The sequence below is a fragment of the Streptomyces sp. YIM S03343 genome, from assembly GCF_054729195.1.
On the sequence record NZ_JBPUKX010000001.1, the window covers coordinates 731,600 to 757,239 of the forward strand.

The following is a 25,640-nucleotide window of genomic DNA, read 5'->3' on the forward strand; positions in this document are numbered from 1 at the left end:
CGGCCAAAGCCTGTCGCGTCCCTAGACCCCGGTCGCGGTGTCCCGCAGGCCTGTCGCCCGGCCGTCCTTGTCCCACTGGACCTCGACGATCCCGGTGACGGCGTCCCGGTCGAGGGGGCCGTACACATGGGGGAACAGGGTGCCCTCCGGGACGCCCGGCGGCGGGGCGGGGTCCGCGGGCTCCCAGGTGCAGCGCGCGGTGAGCCGGGTCTCGTCGAGGACCAGCGCGAGCAGCGGTCTCGGTGCCGTCCGGTAGAAGGCGTTGACCACGGCCACCGTGGTCACCGGGTCGGGCGAGCAGTGCACGAAGCCCTCCTGTGCCAGGGAGGCGGGGGCGTAGGGGCGGTCGGGGCCGGTGTGCCACTCGTCCGGGGTCACCACGTGGTAGATCATGGCCCGATTAAACCGTGCCCAGGCCGGGCGGGCAGACGGTCGGCGCGCGGCACCGCGCCGGTTCGGGGTGGTAAGAACCGGTTCGGGAACGGGCTGGATCTGCCCAAAAGGATCCCAACCGGCCAGTAGCCGCGTACTGTCTGAAGAATCCTTTCTGCGATGGCTCGACGTCGGGGGTGGCCCAGTATGAAGCCACAAGAGCGGTTCCGGCCCATAACGGCACTGTGGGAGTGGCAGCAGTACGCCGCCTGCCGCGGTGCGGGAAGTTCGTACTTCTACTCGCCGCAGGGCGAGCGCGGCACCTCGCGCCGGGCCAGGGAGGAACGGGCGCTGGCGATCTGCGCCCGCTGCCCGGTCCGCGAGCCGTGCGCCGCCTTCGCCCTGGCGGGCCACGAGGCGTACGGGGTATGGGGCGGGATGACCGAGAGCCAGCGCCGGGAACTGCTCGCCCCGGCGCGCTGACCCGTTCCGGGCGAGCAGCCCGGCCAAGCACCGTGCGCCGCACAGGAGTTCCGTGCACAACCGGTCGAACTGGCGGCTACATTCGGCTACGTTGTGATCGCGCCCGGGTTTACGCTTCAACGAATTCCGCCGGGACGCCCTTCCCCTCGCCCCCGTGCGCCACTTCCTCCCTGCCTCGGCTCCCACGCTCCGCGCACCCCTTGTCCCCGCTGTTCCCACGGTTCCCGCCTCCCGGCTTCCCCCTACCCGAAAGCCCCCCACCTCGTGACCACCTCCTCCTACGAGGTCCTGCCCGCGGGCCGGCACGCCGCCGTGCCGACCGGAGGCATGCTCCGCCGGGTCTACGCACCGCGCGCCGCCGACGCGTTCGCGTTCGCCATGTCGACGTACTCCATGCCGATGCTGGTGCTCGCGACCACCGCCTCCGCCTCGCTGACCGGTCTGGCCTTCGCGCTGGAATGGATTCCGCGGGTGGCGGCGTTCGGCCTCGCGGGCGATCTGGTGGAGCGGCGGGGCGCCGCGATCGTCGGCTTTCTCGCCTCCTTCGCCCGCGGCGTCCTCACCGCCGCCGGATGCGTGGCGCTTCTGATGCTGCCGCGCGGTACGGCGCAGACGCTCACGGTGCTGGCGCTGGCCGCCGCGACCGGTGCGCTCTCCCAGTTCAGTTTTGTCGCGGGCGAGGCGGTGGGCGGCGTCGTCAGCCACCGTGCCGCGGGCCGCGCGCACCGGGTGCAGTCCGTGCTGATCGGCGTCGACCAGTCCGCCACCCTCGCCGGACCGGCGCTCGGCGGTGTGCTGCTGCTGTCCGGAGGGGCCCCGATGCTCGCGGCGCTCAGCGCGCTGTCGTTCCTCGCCGCCGCTCTCGCCCTGCACACCCCGCCGACCCCGCTGCGCGGCCGGGGCAGGCCCGGCGGCGGGCTCAAGTCGGGCTGGCGGACGCTGCGTTCGCTGCCCGCGCTGCGGCTGATGGTGGCCGGGCTCGCGGTGTCCAACCTGGCGCTCGCGCTGCTCCAGTCGGCCGCGCCGGTCCTCGTGACCGAGCGGTTCGGCCGGTCCTCGGCGGCCGTCGGCACCCTCTGGTCGGCCGCGGCGGCCGCGACCCTGCTGGCGATCACCGTGTGCCGGTTCGCCCTCAGCCGGTGGGGGCTGTGGGCCGTGGGCGCGGTCTGCTCCTCCGTCGCGTCCGCCGCCTGCCTCGCCCTCGCACAGGCGCCGACGTATGCCGCGTACGCCGTGCTGGTGGCCCTGTTCATGGCCGCCGACGGCGGTCTCACCGTCGTACTGCGCACTCTGCGCGCCCGTCTCGTCCCGCCGGCGGTCTTCGGCAGCACGCTGTCGCTGACCATCCTGCTTCTGCTGCTGCCGTTCCCGGTCGCGGGGATCGCCGTGGCGCTCACCCCGCCTCCGCAGCTCGGCACCGTCGTCGCGGTGTGCGCGGCGCTGCAGGCGGTCGCCCTGTCGCTGGCCTTCCTGCGGCTGCGGGTGGACCCGGTGCTGCACGCCCAGACCGCGGACTGAGCGGGGCGTTCTCAGTGGGGCATCGTGCCGCTCAACTCGAAGAGCCGGAAAGAGGATTGACGTCGGCGACAGGTATCCTTGCTACCCGCCGGTACCCAGCATGAGAATCCTTTCTTCCTGGGGTAGGGTCTCCCACGGTTCGCGATCACCCATCGGTCACGGGGTGTCGCGGGGAGTGTCGGAGGGCTGCTCAACGATGGAACCGCATCTGGTCGGCGAAGAGTCGAACCTCGACGGCGTACGCCTGGAGGAACTGGCCCCGCAACCCCTGCTCACCCGGGACTACGAGTTGCGCCCCGCCCTGGTCTACGAACGGCTGCGCGAACAGCACGGGCCGGTCGCCCCCGTCGATCTGCTCGGTGTCCCGGCTTGGCTGGTCCTCGGCTACCGGGAGTCCCTGGAGGTGCTCCAGGACGACGCCAACTGGCCCAAGGGACTGGAGAACTGGCGCGCCCGGACCGAGGGCAGGGTGCCCAGCGACTGGCCGCTCGCCCCGTCGCTGGAGGTCAACCACATCCTGATCCAGGGCGGTTCGGGCTATCGCACGCTGCGTACCGCGTGGGACGCGGCGCTGCGGCCGTTCCAGGATCCGCGCCGCCCGCAGGCGAAGCGGCTGAAAGCTGCCGTCACCGAGTACGCCGACGAACTGATCACCCTGCTCGCCCAGGGCGGGCCCACCGGACTCGCCGATCTGTCCGCGCAGTTCTCCCGTCCGCTGCCGTTGATGGCGGCCAGCCATCTGCTCGGCTTCCCCGGTTCGCAGGGCGACGACGCCCTGATGGACATGTGGCGGATCCTCGACGCGGGCCCCGACGCCGAGCCCGCCCTGGCCCGGCTGCTGGACACGCTCAGCGCCCTGGCCGAGGCCAAGATGCGCGAGCCGGGCGACGACTTCCCCTCCGAACTCCTCGCCGCATACCCCGGTCTGACGGTCGACGAGCTGGCCCGCGAGCTGTTCATGCTGCTCGGCATGACCTCCGACCACGTCGGCATCCTCATCTCCAACACCGTCGTCGAGGTGATCTCCGGCGAGGCGGAGGGCGGGGTGCGTGCCGTGCTGTCCGCCGGGATGGTGCGGGAGACCATGAACCGGGTGGTGATGCGCAAGCCGCCGCTGGTGAACTTCGTGCCGCGGTTCGCCGCCGAGGACACCCGGCTCGGCAACTACACGATCCACGCGGGCGATCCGGTGTGGGTGTCGTCCGCCGCCGCGCACGCCGACCCGGTGTTCGCCGACCAGATGACCCCGGGCTCGACGATCAGCAGCCGCGCGCATCTGTCGTGGGGCGCGGGTCCGCGCCAGTGTCCGGCCAAGGAACTGGCGTCCACCATCGCCGCGGTGGGGGTGAGCCGTGTCTTCGGGCGGTTCGCCCACCTCGACCTCGCGCTGCCCGTCGATCAGCTCCCGTGGCGCTCCTCGCCGTTCATGCGCGGGCTGCGGTCGCTGCCGGTACGGTACGAGCTCGCCGCGCCCGCCGAGGTCGCACCGCCTAGGACGGCGGAGGCCGGGGAGGCGGACGCGGCGGCGGACGAGGTGACGGAGGCCGGGGGCACGGCGGGGGGCGCCGAGGCCATGGTGGCGGAGCAGCCCGAGCGGCGGTCGTCGCTGTGGCGGTATCTCGCCGGGCTGATCGGGATGGGCGACCACTGAGCCCCCGCGCCGTCCGCCGGCTCCCGTCAGCCCCCGGCCTTGTTCAGCGTTCCTCGCGGAACAGCACGTGCCGGCCGGCGGCGGGGTCGTACTTGCGCAGCACGAGCCGGTCGGGGTGGGTGAGACGGTTCTTGCGGGTGACATAGGTGGTGCCGGTCCCGGCCGTCGACCTCAGCTTGACGACGGGACGGGTGGTGGTGCGTGCCATGGGGTCCTCTCTTCGATCACATCGCACGGAGTCCTTGATCCGCGCATGTCATCACCGCTCTTCCAACAGCGGACCCGCTCCCCGCATTCCCGCCCTCCGGGGGGCCGCTCAGGCGGGTGGGGGCCAGTTCCGCAGCAGGGAGTCGAGGGCGTCGACAATCCGCGTCCATGTCTCCGCGCTGTCGGGGGCGCTGTGGCTGAAGCCGCCCGCGAGTTCCAGGCTGACGTAGCCGTGGAAGACGCTGCCGAGGAGCCGTACGGCGTGGGTCTGGTCGGGTTCCTCCAGGTCGTAGCCGCGCAGCACGGCCCGGGTCATCTGGGCGAGCCGTACGCCCGCGCTGGCAGCGGCGGCCTGGGGGTCGAGGCGGAGCCGGGCGGCGGTGTAGCGGCCGGGGTGGTCACGGGCGTAGTCGCGGTAGACGTCCGCGAAGGCGGCGAGGGCGTCCTTCCCGGCCCGTCCGGCGAGGGCGTCGGCGGCCCGGTCGGCGAGTTCCTCCAGGGCGAGGAGCGCGATGCCGGTCCTGAGGTCCTGGGAGTTCCTGAGGTGGGAGTAGAGGCTCGCCACCTTGACGTCGAACTGTCTGGCCAGCGCCGACAGGGTCACCTGCTCGAAGCCGGCATCGTCGGCGAGTTCCGCCCCGGCCCTGATCAGCCGCTCCGCAGTCAGTCCCGCACGCACCACAGCACTCCTCCCTTCTGCCTTCATCTTCTGCCTTCATCGACTGTGTGACTGCCTAAAATCTATAGGCAGATCGGATGGCTGTGGGATCGGGAGGAGGGCAGCCGAAGCATTCGGGTGCGCGGCCCGTGTCGCACCTGTGTCCCGTGGCTGACCGGCACGGGTGATCACGGGCGGTGCGAGTGGTGCATCCCGTCCTGCGGTCGTAGCGTCGAAGGGAGCGAGAGACGGCGGCCGGGGGAACCGCGGTCGCCGAACGACGCGGTCGGGAGCGGACATGGTCAGACGCACGGTACCGACGGCAGCGGTCACGCTCGGCGTGGCCGCCCTTCTCTCCGCCGCCATGACGACGGCCTCGGCGGCTCCCGCGGCTCCCCCGACCCGGACGGCCACGGTGGCCCCGGCGACCACGGCAGCGTCGACGGCCGCACAGGCCGTGGTGCCCCGGCAGGTGAACCGGCCCGTACTGGTCGACTGCTTCTCGCACCCGCGGGTGCGGCCCCACAACTTCATCCTCGCCTGCGGCGACGGCAACAGCGTTCTCGCCAAGATGCGTTGGGCGTTCTGGGGAACCAACTCGGCGCTGGGCCGGGGCCTGAACTGGGTGAACGACTGCAAACCGTTCTGCGCGGCAGGCACGTTCCACGCCTACCGGGTGATCGTGCGCCTCGACCGCGCCGAACCCTGGAAACAGCATCCGCGGCTGGAGCAGTTCACCAGGATGCGGCTGTTCTACCCCGACGGCAGGCCGCAGGGCTACCAGCCCGTCATGACGCTGCGTCTGTGGAACTGATCCCGGGCTTCGGCGCCCCGCCCGGCAGTACGGAGCGCTAGGGCCTGTCCGATCGGGGAACGGCAGCGGACGGTCGGACCCGGTCGGGAAACCGGCGCGTTCCGGTGCACTTCGAACTTCCTTGCGCCAGTCCCAGACCACGGTGCCCTCCGGCTGGGCGCGCTCCGTACGGTTCGGGGCACGAGTTGGGCCGGAGCGGCCGGCCCAAGTGGCAGCAGGAGCAGACGTCATGGCCAATGTGGAAGTGTCCCTGAAGGAGACGATGACGGCGGTCGAGGGTGCGCTGGGCGCCGCGCTGGTCGACTTCACCAGTGGCATGGCCCTGGGGACGCTCGGGGGCGGGAAGGACCTCGACCTCAGCGTCGCCGCGGCGGGCAACACCGACGTGATCCGGGCCAAGGTCCGCACCATGGAGCACCTCGGGCTGAAGGGCGAGATCGAGGACATCCTGATCACGCTCGGCAACCAGTACCACCTCATCCGGCTGGTGTCGGGGCGTGCCGGCAACGGGCTGTTCCTGTACGTCGTCCTCGACCGGGGCCGCTCCAACCTGGCCATGGCGCGGCACCAGCTCAAGCGCATCGAGAGCGAGCTCGAGGTCTAGCCGGAACGTGTGTGGCGGGGCTCCGTACGCCCTCGAATTGAAGATTTCTTCATATCGAGACATCCAGATCAGCGCATCCCTCGGGTGCGCGGAGCCCGCAACCGCGAGGATCGGCCAGCAGGACCCGTTCCCGGCGGCCCGCACGCAAGCCGGCGTGCCAGCGCCGGGAGCACATCCCCAGGAAAGCGGCAGGGAGCGAGCGTTTCACCATGCAGATCCCCCTCTACCAGGCAAAGGCCGAGTTCTTCCGCATGCTCGGACACCCGGTGCGTATCAGGGTTCTCGAGCTGCTGCAGGGCGGCCCCGTCTCCGTGCGGGATCTGCTCACCGAGATCGAGATCGAGCCCTCGAACCTCTCGCAGCAGCTCGCCGTGCTGCGGCGATCCGGGATCGTGGTCTCCATCCGCCAGGGCTCCACGGTGAGTTATGCGCTCGCCGGGGGCGATGTCGCCGAACTGCTGCGGGCGGCCCGCCGTATCCTCACCGAGCTGCTCGTGGGCCAGCACGAGCTGCTGGCCGAGCTGCGGCAGGCCGACGTCACCGTCGCGGCGCCCCGCGAGGGCGTCGGCCGGAGATGACGACCGCGGCCGACGGCCGGGTATGAGGGTTCCGCCCATGGGCCGGACCGCGCACGTGTCCGCGTGCCGGTCCGGCCCTGATCGTGTCACCGGCTTGTCACAGCGGGCTCACAGCGGAAACCCCACGGCCCTCCGTGATGTCTCCCTCGCCGAGTTCCGGCGAACCTGCCGGAACCGTGCGATCCGAACATTCGGGGGACTCATGCAGTACATCAAGGGCATCCGCCGGGCCGTGACGACGGCGGCCGTGGTCTCGGCGGCGCTGGCGGTCACCGCGTGCCAGCCCGGCGGCGACACGACCGGGGCGGGCACGGGCTCGGGGTCCGGTAAGCCGTCGAAGGCCCCGGGCACCGCCACATCTGCACCTTCCCCTTCCTCCCCCACGTCGAAGGCCTCGCCCGCGGCCACCCCCTCCCCGTCGAAGTCGAAGCCGGCCGGCACCACCGCCTCTCCGGTGACCGCCTCGTCGGGCCCGGCCGCCGCCGGCTGCGGGGTGTCGGCCCTGGACGTCTCCGCCCGCCAGGCCGCCGTCCGCCCGGACGGCACCGGGACCGGGGCGGCGATCGTCGAGTTCACCAACGTCTCCGGCAAGACCTGCGTCCTCAGCGGCCACCCGACCGTGGCGGGCGCCGGGAACGGCTCCCCCGAGAAGAACCGCCCGCTGGCGGTGACCCCGGCCGGTACGGCGTCGGCGGTGACGCTGGCGCCGGGCGGCAAGGCCTGGGTGAAGCTGACTTTCGTCCAGGTGCAGGGCGAGGCCGACGGCTACTGCAAGTCCGGGGCGACGCCGTCCTCGTACCCGACGATCGTGGTCGGGCTGCCCGGTGCGGGCAAGCACCAGGTCGCCCTGGACGACGGGGTGTTCGCCGAGTGCGACGACACGGTGACCGCCACGGCGGTCTCGGCGGCGAAGCCGTCCTGACCCCGGGCCGCCGTTAGGCCGTGTCTGACAATTCGCGTCGGATCAGCGCGCGGCGTCTGGTGCGGTGCATCGCAAGGCGGAGGATCGCCCGCGTACTGGACGTACTCGGGTGATCCGACAACGCGGCGAGGTGCCGTGCCAGACGCCGCGCGCCCGGCGGGAATGGTCAGACACGGCCTGGGCGGCAGAAAGGCGCCGGGCCGGAACCCTCCAGGGGGTCCCGGCCCGGCGTGGTGTCAGCCCCGGGTCACGGGAACAGCGTGACCTTGGAAGGGACGGTGTCGGTGCCCGAGGTGGGCGAGCCGGTGGTGTTGACGACATGGGCGTACTGGCCCTTGCCGCCGAGGGAGATCACCAGCAGGTCGTGCATCTTGATGCCGGACTTGACGGGCACCTGGAAGCCGTGGGCCTGCACGATCGACGGGTCGGACGTGTAGTTGCAGTAGCTGCCCAGGCCCCAGGCCTCATGGGTGTTCACGGTGTCGGCGACCTTGTAGGCCGCGTAGCCGACGATGCCGTCGTGGGTGATGGCGGCGGCGTTCGGGGCGTCGTACGCCTTCTCGTTCTGGAAGAAGATCGTCCGGCCGCGTTCGCCGCTCCACAGCACGTCGTACTTGTTGAAGTGCTCCACGAAGAGGCCGGTGGCGAGGACGTCGTCGCCGTTGACCTTCAGGCCGTAGTCGGCGCGGTTGGTGTCCCAGCCGACGCCGTCGCCGTGGTCGGCGCGCCAGATCCAGGTGTGGTCGATGACGGCGTCATCACTGTTGACCACGACGGAGTTGGTGGCGAGGCCTGGGCCCGCGCCGCCGATGCGGATGAAGACGTCCTGCATGGTGGTCGGGTCGGCGGAGTGGTCGGCGCTCGCACCGGCCGGGCCGATCTGGAGCAGGGTGTCGGAGTTGGTGGCACCTGCGTCGATGAGGAAGCCGGCCAGCCGGACGCCGTCGACGTCGGCGACGTGCATGGCGTCGACGCCGCCGTCCGGGACGATGGTGGCCAGACCGAGTCCGAGCACCACGGTGTCGGGCCGGGTCACGTCGATGGTGCGGTCCAGGTGGTAGACGCCGGGCGTGAACAGGAGGTTGAGGCCTTGGGCGAGTGCGGCGTTGATGGTGGTGGCCGTCGCGCCGGGCTTGACGACGTAGAACTGGCTGAGCGGGAGCGAGGTGCCGGCGTTCGCGGGCCAGGACACCCCGCGGGCATTGGTGCGCTTGGCGGGTACGAACACCTTGTAGTCGCTGCCGTCCAGGTAGAGGAACGGCTTCTCGCGGGAGACCGGGGTGGTGTCGAGGGTGGTGTAGGGGCCGCTGTCGAAGTTGGTGGCGGGGGCGCCCTGGACACCGCTGAACGTCATGTTCCACACGCCGTTGGTCCAGCCGCCGACCGAGCTGTCGCGGGTGTACCACTGCTGCTGGGAGTACGGGCCGACGGTGCCGTCGATCTTCGAGTCGGCGATGTAGCCGCCGGAGGCCCAGCCGTAGCCGTTGGGCGCGAGGTTGAGTCCGCCGGTGACGTGGATACGGCGGAACGGCGCGGCCTGCGCGACCGCCCAGCGGTCGGTGCCGCTGACCGGGTTGAGGGAGAGGTTCTCCGCCGAACGCCAGAAGTTCTGCGTGGCGTTGCCGTTGAACCAGCCCGCGTCGACGGTGATGTCACCGTTGAGCCGGACGTCGTCCGGGTTCATGCCAAGCCCGGAGATCGAGGTGTAGAAGCCGAGTTGGGCGTTGATGTTGTTGTACGTGCCCGGCTTCAGCAGGAACTGGTAGCGGCCCGAGCCGAACTGGGCGGATTCCTGGCGGGCGAAGACGTCGTCGAACTTCTGCTGGAGGTTCGCCGTCGACGGGTCCACGACGATGACGTTCGGACCGAGGTCGCCGCCGCCCTGGATGGGCCCGGTGGTGGTGGTCCCGGTGTGCACGGCGACCTCCCAGAGCGAGTAGCCCCAGGCGGTGCCGCGGGCGGTGCCGTAGACACGCAGATAGCGGCCGGAGCCGGAGATGTCGTAGGAGGAACTGCCGCCGGTCGCGCCCGTGACGTTCTTCAGGGTGCTCCAGTCGCTGCCGTCGGAGGACGCCTGGATCTGGAAGTCCTTGCCGTACGCGGCCTCCCAGCTCAGGTCGACACCGCACAGGTCGCGCACGGAGCCGAGGTCCACCTGGACCCACTGCGGGTCGGATGCCTGGCTGGACCAGCGGGTGCCGCTGTCGCCGTCGAACGCGGCGGAGGCCGGGGTGCCCGCGTTCTCGGTGGAGGAGGCGGTGGCCGGGCGGCCCTTCGCGGAGTTGGCGGAGTCACAGGAGGCGGAGCCGCCGCCGGTGGTGCCGAAGACCTGGAACTCCCAGAGGGAGTAGCCCCATGCCGTGGCGCGGTGCACACCCTGCATCCGTACGTAGCGGCCCTGGCCGGAGACGTCCACGGTGTCCGTGCCGCCGTCGCCGCCGGTGACGGTCTTCGCGTCGTTCCAGGTGCTGCCGTCGGCCGACAGCTGGATCTTGTAGTCCTTGCCGTACGCGGCCTCCCAGTTGAGGACGACCTGGGTGACGGTGGCGGTGGCGCCGAGGTCCACCTGGAGCCACTGGTCGTCGCTCGCGGCGGACGACCAGCGTGTTCCGGTGTCGCCGTCCACGGCGGCGGAGGCCGGGGTACCGGCGTTCTCGGTCGACGACGCGGTGGCCTGCTTGCCCTGCGAGAGGGGCAGGTCGGCTGCTCCGGCGGGGTGTTGCGGGGGAAGGGTGACCAGGGCCGCCGTCGCGGCGAGCGCGACGCCCAGGTGTCTGAGTCTCATGCCATGTTTCCCTGCGGGTCGTGGGGTGTGGGAGTCCCTTACGGGTGTGCGGACTCGGTTCGGGGAGTGTGCGGTGCTGACCGGCGCCCGGACCGGTTCCGGGCGCACGGAAACCTGAACCAGCCAGACCTGATGCTTAGTTCACACCTTGATTTAACTCAAAAGGACTTGTGCCCGGCAAGCCCCAAGACACGCATTCTTCAGGTGACTGACAGTCAGTTCTGTCATGCTCGCCTCACGTCACACCGCGCATCGCACATCACACCCGTGTCCGACCCCCAGGAGACCTCTCCATGCGCAGACTTCTCGCCTGCCTCGCCGCGGCCACCGCGGCGCTCGGCGGGCTCACCGCGACCGCGCCCGCCGCGTCCGCCGCCTCAGCGTCAGATTCGGGCGCCTTCAGCGTGCTCAGCTACAACGTGGCCGGACTCCCCCAGGGCCTCTCCAGCGCCCCCACCCCGAGGAACACCGCCACCACCGCGATCGGGCAGCGCCTCGCGCCGTACGACATCGTCCATGTCCAGGAGGACTTCAACTACCACGCCAACCTGTACGCGACCGACTCCCACCCCTACCGCACCCCCACCAGCGGCGGCGCCGGCATCGGCAGCGGGCTCAACACCCTCTCGGACATCCCGTACGACACCGACGACTTCGAGCGGGTGCACTGGGACTCCTGCCAGTACGACTCGGGCGACTGCCTGACCCCGAAGGGCTTCACCTTCATGCGGGAGCGCCTGGCCGAGGGCGTGTACGTCGACTTCTACAATCTGCACACCAACGCCGGTACCAGCGACGGCGATCTGGCCTCCCGCGCCGACAACCTCAGCCAGCTCGGCGCCTTCATCGCGACCCACTCCGCGGGCAACGCGGTGGTGGTGATGGGCGACACCAACACCCGCTACACCCGCACCGGCGACACCATCGCCGAGTTCGCCGCCGCGAACGGGCTCACGGACGCCTGGGTGAAGCTGATCCGGGGCGGCAGCGCGCCCGCCAAGGGCAGCGACGCGCTGGTGTGCGACGAGAGCGCGATCACCAACACCTGTGAGGTCGTCGACAAGGTCCTGTACCGCGGCAGCAAGCTCGTCTCGCTGAACGCGACGTACTACAACAACGAGCACGCCGGGTTCCTCACCGACGACGGGCTGATGCTCTCCGACCACGACCCGGTCACGGTGCGGTTCTCCTGGTCGCGCAACGCCGCCTTCCAGCTCAGCGACCAGTTCGGCGGACCGCACGGCGACTACTTCGACGACATCGACAGCGTGCCCGCGGGCGCCGGGGCCACCGCGGTCTCGCTGCGCAGCGGAGCACGCATCGACCAGATGGGTGTGACACTGGCGAACGGTACGACGCTCGCCCACGGCGGCACCGGCGGCACGGCCGCGTCACTGAGCCTGGCGAGCGGGGAGTATGTGACGTCCGTCCAGCTGTGCGAGGGCGTGAAGGACGGCCACACACGGATCTTCTCCACCAAGTTCACCACCAGCCTCGGTCACACCCTCGCCGGTGGCACGACGACGTCCGACTGTGTGACCCGCACCACGCCGTCGGGCTGGCAGCTCGCCGGGTTCCACGGGCGGTCCGGGGACGAGGTGGACAAGATCGGCTTCATCTACACCCAGCGCTGAGCCGGCGCCCGCCGCGCCCCTACCGCTCAGTCCCGCCGAGCTCCTACGACTCGGTCCCGCCGAGCCCCGCGCGGTCCAGCCCCCGGTGGTTGTTCTCGGTCAGCCAGCGGCCCAGCAGCTGTCTCTCGTTGCGGGTGCGGGCCCTCGCCGTCGACGGGCTTCCGGGGGTGAGGGCCGCCAGCGCACGGTTGGCGGCCCACAGGCGCAGCTGGCTGACGGTGACCCGGTCGAGCTCGCCGTTCTCCCGCCAGCGCACCTCGGCCTTGTCGTGGCGGGGCCGGAACTCGGCGAAGAACTCGTCGATGAGGCCGTGCGCCAGTGACTCGGTGGGTGTCATGGCGGCCTCCCTCGGTGACTGTCTTTCCACCCTGCGCCCGCCCCGCCGACCCGCAACAGGGCCGACCGGTCCCGCCGGAGCAGCCCTCCCGGGCCACATCCGACGGCCCTGTCGCCGCCTGGAAAAGGATCCGCGAGGGCCGGAAGGCTGTACCGTACATCTTCTTTTCCGGGGTGGAGCAGGGCCGGAGCGGCGGGCGGGGCGGCGGCTGACGCGGCAGTCGGCCGGCGTACGCGCCGTGCCGCCGTGCCGCCATGCCGCGTGCCGCGTGCCGCCATGCCGGGTCGTCCGTCGTGCGGTCCCGCACGGTGGACGGCCGGCGTGGCAGGATCTGCCGGCATGGAATTCTCCGAGGTGGTACGCCGCAGGCGCATGATCCGGCACTACTCCGACAAGCCACTCGCCCCGGAAGTGATCGAACGCGTCCTCGCCGCCGCGCTGCGCGCTCCCTCGGCCGGGTTCTCGCAGGGCTGGGCGTTCCTGGCACTCACCGAGCCCGCGGACCGCGCCCGGTTCTGGCCGTTCGTCCCCACCCGTGTCGAGCACACCCCCACCATGCAGCAGGCGCCGCTGGTCGTGGTCCCGCTCGCCCACAAGGCGGCCTATCTGGAGCGCTATGCCCAGCCGGACAAGGGCTGGGAGGACCGGGCCGAGGCGCGCTGGCCGGTGCCGTACTGGTACATCGACACCGGGATGGCCGCCCTGATGATGCTGCTGACGGCGGTCGACGAGGGGCTCGGTGCCTGCTTCTTCGGCATCATGCCCGAGCAGCAGCGGCCGTTCCGTGAAGAGTTCGGGATCCCCGAGTGGTACACGCCCATCGGTGGCGTCACGGTGGGCTTCCGCGCCGACGACACGCCGCCGCAGAGCCCCGAGATCGCCGAACGGCGGCGCGGCACCGAGGAGGTCGTCCACCGCGGCCATTGGGGCCGGCACACCTGAGCCAGGTCTGCCGACAGACCCTAGGCTGGCGGTATGAGCGCTTCCCCGGCAGCCGGAACGTCGTACGAGACACCCGAAGCCGCGGTCGCCCGGCTGACCGGGCGGCAAGTCACCGGGGTGCGGGGGCGGTCCGGGGCGCTCACCGAGGTCACGCTGGACGGCGGGCGGGCGGTCGTGGCCAAGCGTGCCGAGCGGCCCGGTGAGGCGCGCGCCGAGGCGGCCGGGCTGCGCTGGCTGGGCGAGGCCGGGGCGGTACGGGTGCCGGAGGTGCTCGGCGCCGACGAGCGGTGGCTGGTGATCGAGCGGGTGGCGCAGGGACCCGCGTCCGGCGCCGCCGCGGAGCGGTTCGGGCGGGAGCTGGCCGCCCTGCACTCCACCGGGGCACCGGCGTTCGGCGCTCCGCCGCCGGGCGGCCTCGAGGACGCGTTCATCGGGCTCACCTCTATGCGCAACGCCGTCGGCACCGACTGGCCGCACTGGTACGCCGAGCACCGGGTGCTGCCGTATCTGCGGCGCGCGGTGGACGCCGGGACGCTGCGGCGGGGCGAGGCGGCCGTGGTGGAGCGGGTGTGCGAGCGGCTGCCCGAGCTCGCGGGACTCGCCGAGCCGCCGGCACGGCTGCACGGCGATCTGTGGAACGGCAATGTGCTGTGGGGTGCCGACGGTGCAGTACGGCTGATCGACCCCGCCGCGCACGGCGGGCACCGGGAGACCGATCTGGCGATGCTCCACCTGTTCGGCTGCCCGCAGTTGGGCCGGGTGCTGGCGGCCTATCAGGAGGCGGCACCGCTCGCCGACGGGTGGGCGCAGCGGGTCGGGCTGCATCAGCTCTTCCCGCTGCTGGTGCACACCGTGCTGTTCGGCCGCGGATACGCCGAGCAGGCGGTCGCGGCGGCCCGTACCACTCTGGCCGCCCGCTGACCGCCTGTTCCAGCCGTGCGGGACCTGTTCACAACCCCTATGCATGGGGCCTGTTCACGACCCCTGTATACGGGGCCTGTTCACGACCCCTCTATATAGGGACGTGCAGGGAGCGCCCCGAGCACGTCAGTCCGTGCCCGACTCCAGGGCCGCGTGGTCCGGGAACTCGTCGCCCTCGGTGTCCTGGCCGCTTGAGGCGATCGCCTCGGCGCCGCCTTCGGCCATCGGGCCGATCAGCCCGGTCGAGGCGGCCTGCGCCGCGCCGATGGGCAGCGGTTCGTGGCTGCCGCCGACGATGCCGAGCCGGACGTACTGCTCCAGCTTGGCGCGGGAGTCGGCGATGTCGAGGTTGCGCATGGTCAGCTGGCCGATGCGGTCGACGGGGCCGAAAGCGGAGTCCTCGGTACGCTCCATGGACAGCTTGTCGGGGTGGTAGCTGAACGTCGGGCCGGTGGTGTCCATGATCGAGTAGTCGTCGCCGCGGCGCAGCCGCAGCGTGACCTCGCCGGTGACGGCGGAGCCCACCCAGCGCTGGAGCGCCTCACGCAGCATCAGCGACTGCGGGTCCAGCCAGCGGCCCTCGTAGAGCAGCCGGCCGAGGCGCCGGCCGTCGGTGTGGTAGCTGGCGAGGGTGTCCTCGTTGTGGATGGCGTTGACGAGGCGCTCGTACGCCGCATGCAGCAGCGCCATGCCCGGGGCCTCGTAGATGCCGCGGCTCTTGGCCTCGATGACCCGGTTCTCGATCTGGTCGCACATGCCCATGCCGTGCCGGCCACCGATGGCGTTGGCCTCCAGGACCAGATCGACGGCGGAGGCGAACTCCTTGCCGTTGATGGTCACCGGGCGGCCCTGCTCGAAGCCGATGGTGATGTCCTCGACGGGGATCTCGACCTCGGGATCCCAGAACCGTACGCCCATGATCGGGTCCACGATCTCGATGCCGGTGTCGAGGTGCTCCAGCGACTTGGCCTCGTGGGTGGCGCCCCAGATGTTGGCGTCGGTGGAGTACGCCTTCTGGGTGCTGTGCCGGTAGGGCAGGTCGCGGGCGAGCAGCCACTCGGACATCTCGTGACGGCCGCCGAGCTCGTGCACGAAGTCGGCGTCCAGCCAGGGCTTGTAGACCCTGAGGGCGGGGTTGGCGAGCAGGCCGTAACGGTAGAACCGCTCGATGTCGTTGCCCTTGTAGGTGGAGCCGTCGCCCCAGATCTGGACCTCGTCCTCCAGCATCGCGCGCACCAGCAGGGTGCCGGTGACGGCGCGGCCGATCGGGGTGGTGTTGAAGTACGTCCGGCCGCCGGATCGGATGTGGAACGCGCCGCAGGCGATGGCCGCGAGCCCCTCCTCCACGAGCGCCGCCCGGCAGTCGACCATGCGCGCGACCTCCGCGCCGTACAGCTTGGCGCGGCCGGGCACGGAGGCGATGTCGGGTTCGTCGTACTGGCCCAGATCAGCTGTGTAGGTGCAGGGGACCGCACCCTTCTCGCGCATCCACGCGACAGCAACCGACGTGTCGAGTCCGCCGGAGAAGGCGATTCCGACGCGTTCGCCGACAGGGAGGGAGGTAAGCACCTTGGACATGAGTCGAAGTATATGCAGACCCCTGCATGGTCATGCAAGCGGGTTTCGTCACACGCCCCCGCACCCGGTGAACACAAAGCCACCGCCCCATGACGTCCTGTGATCGTCCGAGGCGTGCCGCGCCCCTGTTCAGCGACTGTTCCCCGGGCCTTGCGGCGCCGCTCCACGGCCGTCCGGCAGGGGCCCGTCGGAACGGTCCGGGGGACGTACGGCCCTCCCCGCGCCGGGCGGCGCGTGGCTTGACTGATCACGGGCGCCGCGATGCGATCCACCCCGGCGTCCTCCCGCGCGCCGGGCCCCGCCGTACGAGGGCGAGGGCCCGGCATCGCACCTACCCCGGACGACGCACCTGCCAGGCACGCGCCGTCCCTCGCCTGCTCGGCGTCGACCGGAAGGGTCCCCGGGCAGCTGTCACACTCCTGTCGAGCCGACGGCGTCGCTCGAGATTCTCAAGGCGGTCCCCGGGGCGGGCCGTTGAACCTCCTGCGTGAGTATGCACATGCGACCCCGGCTGAACTGCGGGGCCGGGTGCACTGCGGGGCCGGGTGCACTGCGGGGCCGGGTGCACTGCGGGGCCGGGTGCACTGCGGGGCCGGGTGCACTGCGGGGCCGGGTGCACTGCGGGGCCGGGTGCACTGCGGGGCCGGGTGCACTGCGGGGCCGGACCGCCGGTGCCGGATCAGGCTCCCGCGGGGCCGGTGGTGTGCCGGGCAGGGTCCTTGGTCACGGTGACGCGGCACGGGGCGACGGTCTCCCCGGCGGGGCTCATGGTCGGGGCCCCGGTGCCGAGGATCTCGTAGACCACCGAGCCGTCCACCGTCTCCTCCTTGAGCAGCAGCCGGGTCAGCCGGTCGAGCTGTTCGCGGTGCCGGGTCAGCAGGTCGACGGCGCGTCGTTCCGCCTCACGCAGCAGCCGCGCCACCTCCGCGTCGATGACGGCCTGGGTGGCCTCGGCGAAGGGGCGGCTGCTCATCGCCGCTCCCCCACCGCCCAGGAAGACCGAGCCGCCGCGCGGATAGCCGACCGGGCCCAGTTCCGGGGAGAGGCCGAACTCGCGCACCATCTTGGTGGCCAGCTCGGTCGCCCCGGCGAGGTCGCCCGCGGCGCCGGTGGAGCCCTGGCCGAGCACGACGAGTTCCGCCGCCCGGCCCCCGAGCCGTACCGCCAGGGTCTGGGCGAGATGATCCTCGCCGTACAAGTGGCGCTCCACCAGCGGGAGTTGTTCGGTGACGCCGAGGGCCTGTCCGGCGGGCAGGATGGTGACCTTCGCGACCGGGTCCGCGCTCGGGGAGAGGGCGGCGACCAGGGCGTGCCCGGCCTCGTGGACGGCGACGGCCTCCTTCTCGGCGGGCAGCAGCACATTGGAGCCCTCGCGACGGCCCAGCAGGATACGGTCGCGGGCGGCGTCGAAGTCAGCCGCGGTGAGCACCTCGCGCTCGTCCCGTACGGCGACGATGGCGGCCTCGTTGGCGAGGTTGGCGAGATCGGCGCCGGAGAAGCCGGGGGTGCCGCGGGCCACCACGGCCAGGTCGGCGCCGGGGCCGAGACGCTTGTCCTTGCAGTGAACGGCGAGGATCGCGGCGCGTTCCGCGAGCGTGGGCAGCGGGATGGTCACCTGGCGGTCGAAGCGGCCGGGGCGCAGCAGGGCGGGGTCCAGTACCTCGGGCCGGTTGGTGGCCGCCAGCACCACGATGCCCTCGGACGCCTCGAAGCCGTCCATCTCGGACAGGAGTTGGTTGAGGGTCTGTTCGCGTTCGTCGTTGGAGACGATCTGCCCGGCGGCGGCGCGGCGTCCGCCGAGTGCGTCGATCTCGTCGACGAAGACGATGGCGGGTGCCCGTTTGCGGGCCTCGGCGAACAGGTCCCGCACCCGGGCGGCGCCGACACCGACGTACATCTCGACGAAGCTGGACCCGGCCACGGACAGGAACGGCACCTCGGCCTCACCGGCGACCGCGCGGGCCAGCAGGGTCTTGCCGGTGCCGGGCGGGCCGACCATCAGCACGCCGCGCGGCGCCATGGCCCCGGCCCGGCGGTAGCGCTCGGGCCGCCGCAGGAAGTCGACGACCTCGGCGATCTCCGCCTTGGCGCCCTCGTATCCGGCGACGTCCGAGAAGGTGGTCTGCGGGCGTTCGGTGTCGAAGACTTTCGCCTTGGACTTGCCGACCCCGCCGAGCATCCCCTGTACCGGGCCCGCGGCGCCCCTCGACAGTCTGCGCCAGAACCAGACGATCACCAGGAACGGCGCGAGCAGCAGGATCCAGGAGAGCACCTGAGAGCCGAACGACGTGGTGGAGGGCGGCGAGGCCGTGACGGTCACCTTGTGCCGCTCCAGCCGGTCGAGCAGCTGGTCGCCCGCGAGCTGGACGGGGACGACGGTGGTGAAGCCGTCGCCGTTCGTGAAGGTGCCGGTGGCCTTTCCACCGGATGCGATGATGACCGACTTGATCTTTCCGTTGTCGACGTCGGTGAGGAACCGGGAGTAGGTGAGGTCCGTCCGGTCCGTCTCGTTGAAGTGCGTGCCCGGCAGCACGATCCACAGTCCGGCGGCCAGGACCAGCGCCAGCGGCCACAGCCAGTGCCGCCAGGCGGGCGGGGGCGGCGGAGCGGTAGGGGCCGGCCGGTCGCCCGGGGGCGGTGCCGTGGCCTTCTTGCTCATACGGACTCCGAACGGTGCGGACCGGCGCTGCCGGTACCACCGTCGCGACCGGCGGGGGCGCCCAGTAGGGGCCGGTCGGCCTCCCGCCCGGGCCACCCGGTCCGCCCGGGCCGCCGGGCGTGGCGGGCTGTCGCGGGTCTTTGGCGAGCCGACGCCCGTGATGCACGCGGCGGCGGTCCGCCGGGGGTGTTTTCCCTGCTCGCCCGCCGGACGAGCGAACGGGGCCCGCCCCGATGCGGATGGTGGGCGGGTCCCGTTCCCCGGCCCCATTCTGCGGACGGCGGCTTGTCGGGTACATGAGTGAACGGTGCCGTCAGGAGTGCGCCTCTCACACCCCGTGCGCGGCATGTGCTCGGGGTGTGGCTGCAGGGTGCGAGCCGTCGCGGCCGTGCGTGACACGCCGTGGCGTACGCCCCTACGCTCCTCCGGCCGCCCCGCGTGCACCATTCCGCCCGCACGGCGCGCGCCGACGCGTTTCACCCCGCTCCCTGTCCTGCGCGCCGTGCGGCGATACTGGGAAGCTGATCCTCTTCCCTCCGGCAGATCGGCTCATGGCGAACTCCTCTCTCGACCCCATGCCCAACACCCACCACGACTCCGACCCCGACACCAACCCCCGGACGGTCTGGCTGGCCCGAGGCCGCCACATCGGCGCCGCCGACGGCGCGGCCGAGGATGTCCTGCGGGAGAATCTGCGGCGCCTCAAGGAGACCGGCGTCCTCGACGGCTTTGCCGGGCCCGACCCGGACGAGGGCGGCCCCGGGCGGGTCTTCGAGGCCCGCTGGCGGGTGCCCGGCGATGTCACGGTGCGGGCCCGGCTCACGCTCTCGCCCCCGGACGACCCGCTCGCCGGACGGCCGTGGGTGCTGGCGGCGGAGGCGGAGCGGCTGTGGCGGCACGGGTGGCCGTCGCCCGCCACGATGTTCTGGCCGGACCCCGCCGTCGCCCCCGGCGTCGCATGGGACCACCATCACACGCTGCCCGAGCTGCGCTGCTGCGCGGTCAACCCGCTGCCCGCCGACGACAAGGAGAAGCGGCGGCGGCTGCGCAGCTGCGCCCGGGACGGCTGGGGCATCCATGTCGTGGTCCACGAGGCGATGACCCCGGACGCGCGCGGGCAGCGCCCGCTCACGGAGATGTTCCCGCCGGGGCTGCGGCACCGGGTGATCGAGCACCGCGCGGCGCCGCAGCAACTGCGGTCGCTGAACTGGGCGTTGAAGGACATGGACGTCGAGGTGCCGCGCGGCGGCGCGGTCGTCCTGCCGACGGTGCCGCCCCCGGCAGGCTACGACCGTGCCGCGTACACGGTGCGCAGTGTGTTCCTCGACGGCTCCGAGCCGGGCGAACTGGTCACCGCCGTCGGTGAGTTCGCCGACCTGCCCAAGTCGCTCCCGGAGGACGCCATGGCGGCGCTGGACGATCTGCGCAGGAACTGGACCCTGCTGACCGTCGAGGAGGAACTGGCCAGGGAACGGCGGCTGGTGGCCATGTACGCCGACGCGCTGGAGGCGATGACCAAGTCGCGGGACCTGTACCGGGAGGCCGCCGACCGGGCGAACGAGGCGCTGGCCGCCTACCGGGAGGCCGGGGTCACCCTGCCGCAGCAGCAACCGCGGCAGCCGGAGGAGCCTCCGGCGTCCCCGTTCCGGCAGTTCACCCGCACGCTGGAACGGTTCCGCGGCACCGCGATGGGGTTCCGCCCGGCGGCGGATCCCGAGACGCCGGGAAAACCGGAGGCGTCCGCCGTCCCGCCGCCGCCCTCCCCCGAGCCCTCCGGCCCGGGACCGGAACCGGGACCGGGACCGGGACCGGAACCGGACGACAAGGCCTGACCGTCCCCGGTACCACGGAGCCGACCGCCCGCTCGCCCCTCGGACACCATGGAGGCCGTATGTACGCCCTTGACGTCATGGACACCACCGGGATCGTGCTCGTCGTGGTCGCCGTCCTGGCGGCGGCGCTGTTCGCCGTGGCGATATGGGTGCTGGTACGGCTGGTCCGCACCCGCCGGTCGCTGGAGCGGGCCGGGCTGCCGACGGGGCCCCGCTGGGTGTTCTGGGGCGCCGTGGCCTACCTGGTCCTCCCGACCGACCTGCTGCCCGACCCGGTCTACCTGGACGACATCGGCGTGCTGCTCCTGGCCCTGCGCAGCATGCGGAGTGCCTTGCCGGCGGGGGCGGTGAGCGGCACGTTGTCCGGCGTGCGGCGGCGGCCGGGTGGGCTTGGCAAGGGTTCCGGGGATGGAGCGACGCCGGGTTCGCCCGACAGCGGGGGTGGTACGCGGTAGGGCGGGCGCTGCGTCGGCTGTGTTCAGCGGGCCCAGTCCGGGGTCCAGGTGTCGCTGTCCTTGCCCGTGCCCGGGTGGCGTGGCGAGGTGGCGGCCAGGTGGTCGCGGAGCAGGGCGAGCGCCGGGTGCGGATTGGCGGCGTGCCAGATCAGTGAGTGCGGATAGACCGGCACCGGCTCGCGCAGATCGATGCGCCGGAGGTCGTAGGACGCGGGCCACAGGACATGGGTGTCCGCACCGACGAAGGTCGCGAGCTCCGTGGAGTCGGCGATCGCGTCGATGAGGGGCTCGGTGCCGGAGTGCGGGCCGACGACCTCGACGGTGAGACCGAACGCGGCGGCGAGTGCGTCGTAGAACATCGCCCATTCGGTGCCCGCCACATGGCCGGGCAACCAGATCCGGCGCCCGGCGAGCGCGGCGGGCGCGACGGTGCGGGCGGCGGCGAGTTCATGGCCGGGGCCGGTGAGGAGTTGGAGCGGCTCGTCCAGAACGCGGCTCGCACGGATGCCGTCGGGCAGCCGGTGCGCGGGGCGGGTGACGGCGCGGAAGGACGCGTCGATGGTGCCGGAGCCCAGGGCGGCGAGGGCCGCCTCGGCGTCGTCGAGGGTGACGACGTCCAGTTCGACGTCCGGGCGGACGCGGTGGAAGTCGCGCAGCAGGGCGGCGGGCGCGAGACGGCGTCCGACGACGTCGACGCGCAGGGCGCGGCGGCCGGGCCGTACGGAGGCCGCGGCGCGCTCCTCGGCCTGCAGCAGCGCGCGGGCGTGCGGCAGGAACGCCTGCCCGTCGATCGTCGGCCGCGCCCCGGCGGGCGCCCGCGTCAGCAGCCGTACCCCGAGTTCCTTCTCCAGCGCGGCGACCCGCTTGGAGACGGCCTGCTGGGTGATCGACAGCTCGACGGCGGCCTCGTGGAAGTGCCCCGAGTCCACCACGGCGAGGAAGGTGCGGACGGCGTCGAGATTCATGGCGGCAACTGTAGGCGCACAACCAGTGGTTGTGAGAGGCGTTCGCGACAGTTGTGTGCGTCGGGAGGCTTGCCCCCGCTTGGATGGCTTCGGTCAACGCAGGGTTGTCGTCCAGGTCCGATCCGGCCCGGCCCGGAGGTCGTGCGAGGTGGTGGCGCTCCGGGACGGCGAAGCGGACGGCGAAACCGGACGGCGAGGCCAGCCTGCGAGGCCGGACAGCGAAGCCGGACGACGACAGCGACGGCGTCGGTCGCCGCGTTGCGTGACGGTTCGGGGGGCGGGCTGTGGGCAGCCTACGCGGTCCGTGCGTTCGGGACACGGCTCGCGTTCGACGTCTTTCCGCTGATCGCGATCCGGGCAGGCACTGACCGCGCCGGGGCATGCGCCTGACCGGGATGGGGTGGTGAATCGGGGGAACCCGTGCCGCCCGGGTGCGGGGCGGGGGCGTCGTGGCGCATTCTTGCTGTGTCACCCACCCGGCGGTGAACGGACAAGGCAGGACCGATGAACGGGAGCGGGGAACACCAGGGCCGAACCCCCGGGCGGCTGGCCGCCTTGCTGGCCGAGGCCACGGCCAAGGCGCTGGGCATGGTCAGCGGTCGCGTGGGCGGCGTCTACCTGCGCTCCGGCACCCCCGGACTGCTGCGGCTCGCCGTGATCATGGGGCTGCCGGACCAGCTGTTCCGGTCCTGGTGGGCAACGCATGTGGACCGCCCGATGCCCGTGGCGGACGCCTACCGCCTCGGCGTCCAGATCGTGCTGCCCGACGCCACCGAGACCATGCGCCGTTACCCCCAGTTCGCGGCGGGACTGCCCTTCCAGTTCGGGTCCATGTATCTGCCCGTGCTCGGCGAGACGACCACCCTCGGGGTCCTGGTCGTCCTGCACCCGGCGGCACCGGACGCCGTCGCCGGGCTGCCCGACCTCGACCGTGTCGCCCAAGTGGCCGAGGACCTCGGCGCGGACCTGCGTGAGCTGGCGGGCGGCGACGAGTCGGCGATCCTCTGGGAGGGCGAGCCCCTGGGCGTACGGGCGCCGACGGCCGAACCGCCCGAACAGGGCCACGTCGGCCGCTTCACCTGGGACCCGGCCACCGACACGGTGACCCCGGACACCCGGCTCCGGGCCATGCTGGATCTTCCGGACGGCGGCTCCGAGGCCGCGGGCGCGCCGCGCGGGCCGGACGGGGCCCTGCGGGCGGAGGCGTTCGCCGGCGCGGTGGCGCCGGGGCATGCCCCGCGGCTCCTCGGGGCGCTGCGGGAGACAGCGGCGGGCAGAGCGCCGTCGCTGCCGCTGCGGCTGCACACCGCGGACGGGGACGCGCGGCTGGTGGAGCTGTGGCGGGCGGAGGTGGTACCGACGGCGGCTGTACCCGGCCCGGGCGCGCCCGGGGGCTCCTCGGTGCCGGTGGGCGTCGCACTGCCAGGGGGCGGGCCCCCTGCCCCGGGCAGTCAGGACACATCGCCGTGGACCACCGGCCCGGGCGACCAGCCCCACGGGATGCCCCTGGAACCCGGCTTCGCGCCATCGGCGGGGCCCGTCGACGGAGCAGCCGGCCCGACCACCGACACGCCCCCGGAGCACGGCCCGGTACCGGCCGCAGGCACCACCACCGGGCCCGAGCCCCCGTACGGGCAGGGTCGACCGCAGTCGGCGAGCCCGGCGCCACCACCCGACCGCAGCACGCCCCGAGACGGCAACGGCAACGACAGCAGCGCCGAACCCCGGACCTCCACCGACACCGGCGCCCTCACGGAGCCCGAACCCTCCCCGCCCCCGCCGCCCGGACCCGAGCCCACGGCTTCCGGCGCAACGCCACCACCCGGCACCCCCGACGCGACCGGGCCGCCACCCCAGCCCGCCGTCGCCGGGCAGCGGCAGGCCGGCGCGGCCGGCGGCGCGGTCGGCGGCGCGGTCGGCGGCGCGGTCGGCGGCGCGGTCGGCGCGCCCCGGAGCCCCCGGGTGCACGGGCTGGTGATCGACCCCGGCCGGGACGCCGTGAGTGACACCGCCGCCGATCTGCTGCCGGACGGAGTGTTCTGCCTCGACCGGACCGGGCTCGTCCGGTACGTCAACCCGCCCGCCGCCCGGATGCTCGGGACCTCGCGAAAGGCGTTGCTCGGGCGGGCGTTGTGGGAGCCGATGCCCTGGTGGAACCGTTCGCCCTGCGACGACCATCTCCGCGCCGCCCTGCTGTCGCGCGCGCCGGTGCACTTCCAGGTGCGCAGGCCGCCCGAGAAGGCCTCCGAGAAGGCCGGTGAGTCCGGTGGTGCGGGCGAGGGCGGGGACTGGCTCGCCCTGTCCATGTATCCGGGGCCCGACTTTCTCACCTGCACCGTCGCCCCGGTACACCGCGTGGAGGCGCCCGGGCCCGGTGAGGTCGCGCCCACCGGGCTGCATCTCTCCGACCTCCCCGACGACGCCGTGGCGCCGCCCGGCACGGTCGGCGTCGGCGTCACCGACCCCGTCTACCGGCCCATCGCGCTGGCCATCGCGCTCACCGACGCCGTCACCGCCCGCCAGGTGTCCGAGGTCGTGATGCGGGAGCTGCTGCCGGCGTTCGGCGGACGGCGGCTGGCCATCTATCTGCTTCAGGACCGCCATCTCTACCTCGCCTGGGAGAGCGGCTTCCCGCAGGGGTTCCTCGCCCCGTTCGACGGGGTGACCCTGGACACCCGGCTGCCAGGTGTCGAGACGCTCACCGGTGGGCGCCCGCTGTTCTTCGAGACGATGGAGCAGCTGACCGCCGCCTATCCGGACATCGCGGTGGACGCCGCCGAGGGCTCCAGGGCCTTCCTGCCGCTGATCGCGTCCGGCCGTCCCGTCGGCTCCTGCATCCTCGGCTTCGAGAGTCCCCGCAGCTTCAGCACCGAGGAACGCACCGTGCTCACCGCGTTGGCCGGGCTGATCGCCCACGCGATGGAGCGGGCGCAGCGCTACGACAGCGAGGCCGCCCTGGCCCGCGGTCTCCAGCAGGCCCTGCTGCCGAGGCGGCTGACGGAGCATCCGCACGTGGAGACCGCCGGTCGCTATCTGCCGGGCACCGAGGGCATGGACGTGGGCGGCGACTGGTACGACGCGGTGGAGGCCGGGGACGGTCTCGCGCTGGTCATCGGCGACGTACAGGGGCACGGCGTGCAGGCGGCGGCCACGATGGGCCAACTGCGCAGCGCGGTACGGGCCTTCGCACTCAGCGACCAGCCGCCCGACATGGTGCTCAGCGGCACCAACCGGCTGCTCATCGACCTGGACCCCGGCCAGTTCGCCAGTTGCTGCTACGTACGCCTCGACCCCACGACCGGCGTGGCCTGTCTCGCCCGCGCGGGGCATCTGCCTCCCCTGCTGCGTGCCCCCGACGGCGGTACCCGGGTGATCGACATCCCCGGCGGTGTGGTCCTGGGGGTGGATCCGGACGCCCGGTACCCGACGACGGAGCTGCGCATCGAGTACGACGCCGTGCTCGCCCTGTACACCGACGGCCTGGTGGAGCGGCCCGGGACCGATATCGACGAGGGGATCAGCGCACTGCGGGTGGCCCTCGCCAGGGCCGGGGCGCTGCCCGGACGCCGGGGCGGCCGTTCGCTGTCCGGCACCGCCGACCGGCTCACCGCGAGCGCCCGGCACGCCACCGACCGCCCGGACGACGTGGCCCTGCTCCTCGCGGCACGCCGGGAGCGACCGCGCGGCAGGGTCTGACACAGCAGCGGCGGCACAGCAGCGACCAC

Annotated in this window: 21 protein-coding genes; 13 read left to right on the plus strand and 8 right to left on the minus strand. The window is 72.5% G+C overall.

Features of this window, described 5'->3' with window-relative positions; genetic code table 11:
- Positions 1-21: 21 nt before the first annotated feature.
- Complete coding sequence (locus tag ACSYGN_RS03180; RefSeq protein ID WP_460391568.1) at positions 22-393, minus strand: DUF952 domain-containing protein; 372 nt, start codon at positions 391-393, stop codon at positions 22-24.
- Between the two features lie 186 nt (positions 394-579).
- Here ACSYGN_RS03180 and ACSYGN_RS03185 point away from each other — a divergent pair, with 186 nt between their 5' ends.
- From ACSYGN_RS03185 to ACSYGN_RS03195, 3 genes are all read left to right on the plus strand, one after another.
- The gene (locus ACSYGN_RS03185; protein WP_460391570.1) at positions 580-855 is read left to right on the plus strand and encodes a WhiB family transcriptional regulator; all 276 of its coding nucleotides are present in this window, start codon (positions 580-582) and stop codon (positions 853-855) included.
- Positions 856-1,119: 264 nt separating this feature from the next.
- Positions 1,120-2,373 (plus strand): MFS transporter, encoded by a 1,254-nt coding sequence (locus ACSYGN_RS03190; protein WP_460391572.1) that lies wholly within the window; start codon positions 1,120-1,122, stop codon positions 2,371-2,373.
- 196 nt (positions 2,374-2,569) lie between these two features.
- Positions 2,570-4,024 carry a cytochrome P450 gene (locus ACSYGN_RS03195; RefSeq protein ID WP_460391574.1) on the plus strand — a complete coding sequence of 485 codons (1,455 nt, stop codon included), beginning with the start codon at positions 2,570-2,572 and terminating at the stop codon, positions 4,022-4,024.
- Positions 4,025-4,067: 43 nt separating this feature from the next.
- Here ACSYGN_RS03195 and rpmG read toward each other — a convergent pair whose 3' ends face one another.
- Together rpmG and ACSYGN_RS03205 are read right to left on the minus strand one after the other, a co-directional pair.
- The gene (gene rpmG / locus ACSYGN_RS03200; RefSeq protein ID WP_460391576.1) at positions 4,068-4,232 is read right to left on the minus strand and encodes a 50S ribosomal protein L33; all 165 of its coding nucleotides are present in this window, start codon (positions 4,230-4,232) and stop codon (positions 4,068-4,070) included.
- A gap of 108 nt (positions 4,233-4,340) precedes the next feature.
- Positions 4,341-4,913: a TetR/AcrR family transcriptional regulator gene (locus ACSYGN_RS03205; RefSeq protein ID WP_460391578.1), complete on the minus strand. Its 573-nt coding sequence runs from the start codon at positions 4,911-4,913 to the stop codon at positions 4,341-4,343.
- A 274-nt stretch (positions 4,914-5,187) separates the two neighbouring features.
- Between ACSYGN_RS03205 and ACSYGN_RS03210 the strand changes: the two genes are divergently transcribed.
- From ACSYGN_RS03210 to ACSYGN_RS03225, 4 genes are all read left to right on the plus strand, one after another.
- Complete coding sequence (locus ACSYGN_RS03210; protein WP_460391580.1) at positions 5,188-5,703, plus strand: hypothetical protein; 516 nt, start codon at positions 5,188-5,190, stop codon at positions 5,701-5,703.
- 229 nt (positions 5,704-5,932) lie between these two features.
- Complete coding sequence (locus ACSYGN_RS03215; RefSeq protein WP_460391582.1) at positions 5,933-6,307, plus strand: roadblock/LC7 domain-containing protein; 375 nt, start codon at positions 5,933-5,935, stop codon at positions 6,305-6,307.
- 209 nt (positions 6,308-6,516) lie between these two features.
- Positions 6,517-6,885, plus strand: a complete 369-nt coding sequence (locus tag ACSYGN_RS03220) for an ArsR/SmtB family transcription factor (RefSeq protein WP_460391584.1) — start codon at positions 6,517-6,519, stop codon at positions 6,883-6,885.
- 202 nt (positions 6,886-7,087) lie between these two features.
- Positions 7,088-7,807, plus strand: a complete 720-nt coding sequence (locus tag ACSYGN_RS03225) for a DUF4232 domain-containing protein (protein ID WP_460391586.1) — start codon at positions 7,088-7,090, stop codon at positions 7,805-7,807.
- 247 nt (positions 7,808-8,054) lie between these two features.
- Here ACSYGN_RS03225 and ACSYGN_RS03230 read toward each other — a convergent pair whose 3' ends face one another.
- Positions 8,055-10,592, minus strand: a complete 2,538-nt coding sequence (locus ACSYGN_RS03230; RefSeq protein ID WP_460391588.1) for a discoidin domain-containing protein — start codon at positions 10,590-10,592, stop codon at positions 8,055-8,057.
- 293 nt (positions 10,593-10,885) lie between these two features.
- Here ACSYGN_RS03230 and ACSYGN_RS03235 point away from each other — a divergent pair, with 293 nt between their 5' ends.
- Positions 10,886-12,226 (plus strand): jacalin-like lectin, encoded by a 1,341-nt coding sequence (locus ACSYGN_RS03235; RefSeq protein WP_460391590.1) that lies wholly within the window; start codon positions 10,886-10,888, stop codon positions 12,224-12,226.
- Between the two features lie 43 nt (positions 12,227-12,269).
- Here the strand turns inward: ACSYGN_RS03235 and ACSYGN_RS03240 are convergent, their stop codons facing one another.
- Positions 12,270-12,563: a hypothetical protein gene (locus ACSYGN_RS03240; protein ID WP_460391592.1), complete on the minus strand. Its 294-nt coding sequence runs from the start codon at positions 12,561-12,563 to the stop codon at positions 12,270-12,272.
- A gap of 339 nt (positions 12,564-12,902) precedes the next feature.
- On the opposite strand from ACSYGN_RS03240, the gene ACSYGN_RS03245 reads away from it, so the two are divergent.
- The gene (locus tag ACSYGN_RS03245) at positions 12,903-13,505 is read left to right on the plus strand and encodes a nitroreductase family protein (protein ID WP_460391594.1); all 603 of its coding nucleotides are present in this window, start codon (positions 12,903-12,905) and stop codon (positions 13,503-13,505) included.
- A 33-nt stretch (positions 13,506-13,538) separates the two neighbouring features.
- Complete coding sequence (locus ACSYGN_RS03250; RefSeq protein ID WP_460391596.1) at positions 13,539-14,426, plus strand: fructosamine kinase family protein; 888 nt, start codon at positions 13,539-13,541, stop codon at positions 14,424-14,426.
- A gap of 126 nt (positions 14,427-14,552) precedes the next feature.
- Here ACSYGN_RS03250 and argG read toward each other — a convergent pair whose 3' ends face one another.
- Together argG and ftsH are read right to left on the minus strand one after the other, a co-directional pair.
- Positions 14,553-16,004: an argininosuccinate synthase gene (gene argG, locus ACSYGN_RS03255; RefSeq protein ID WP_460391598.1), complete on the minus strand. Its 1,452-nt coding sequence runs from the start codon at positions 16,002-16,004 to the stop codon at positions 14,553-14,555.
- Positions 16,005-16,683: 679 nt separating this feature from the next.
- Positions 16,684-18,663 carry an ATP-dependent zinc metalloprotease FtsH gene (gene ftsH, locus ACSYGN_RS03260; RefSeq protein WP_460391600.1) on the minus strand — a complete coding sequence of 660 codons (1,980 nt, stop codon included), beginning with the start codon at positions 18,661-18,663 and terminating at the stop codon, positions 16,684-16,686.
- A gap of 551 nt (positions 18,664-19,214) precedes the next feature.
- Here ftsH and ACSYGN_RS03265 point away from each other — a divergent pair.
- Both ACSYGN_RS03265 and ACSYGN_RS03270 read left to right on the plus strand, forming a co-directional pair.
- Positions 19,215-20,495, plus strand: a complete 1,281-nt coding sequence (locus ACSYGN_RS03265; protein ID WP_460391602.1) for a hypothetical protein — start codon at positions 19,215-19,217, stop codon at positions 20,493-20,495.
- Between the two features lie 77 nt (positions 20,496-20,572).
- Positions 20,573-20,950 carry a YkvA family protein gene (locus tag ACSYGN_RS03270; protein ID WP_460403191.1) on the plus strand — a complete coding sequence of 126 codons (378 nt, stop codon included), beginning with the start codon at positions 20,573-20,575 and terminating at the stop codon, positions 20,948-20,950.
- A gap of 23 nt (positions 20,951-20,973) precedes the next feature.
- Here the strand turns inward: ACSYGN_RS03270 and ACSYGN_RS03275 are convergent, their stop codons facing one another.
- Entirely contained in the window at positions 20,974-21,915 is a 942-nt protein-coding gene (locus tag ACSYGN_RS03275) for a LysR family transcriptional regulator (RefSeq protein ID WP_460391604.1), read from the minus strand.
- 504 nt (positions 21,916-22,419) lie between these two features.
- Between ACSYGN_RS03275 and ACSYGN_RS03280 the strand changes: the two genes are divergently transcribed.
- Positions 22,420-25,611, plus strand: coding sequence for a SpoIIE family protein phosphatase (locus tag ACSYGN_RS03280; protein ID WP_460391606.1), 3,192 nt, complete (start codon positions 22,420-22,422; stop codon positions 25,609-25,611).
- Positions 25,612-25,640 lie beyond the last annotated feature (29 nt).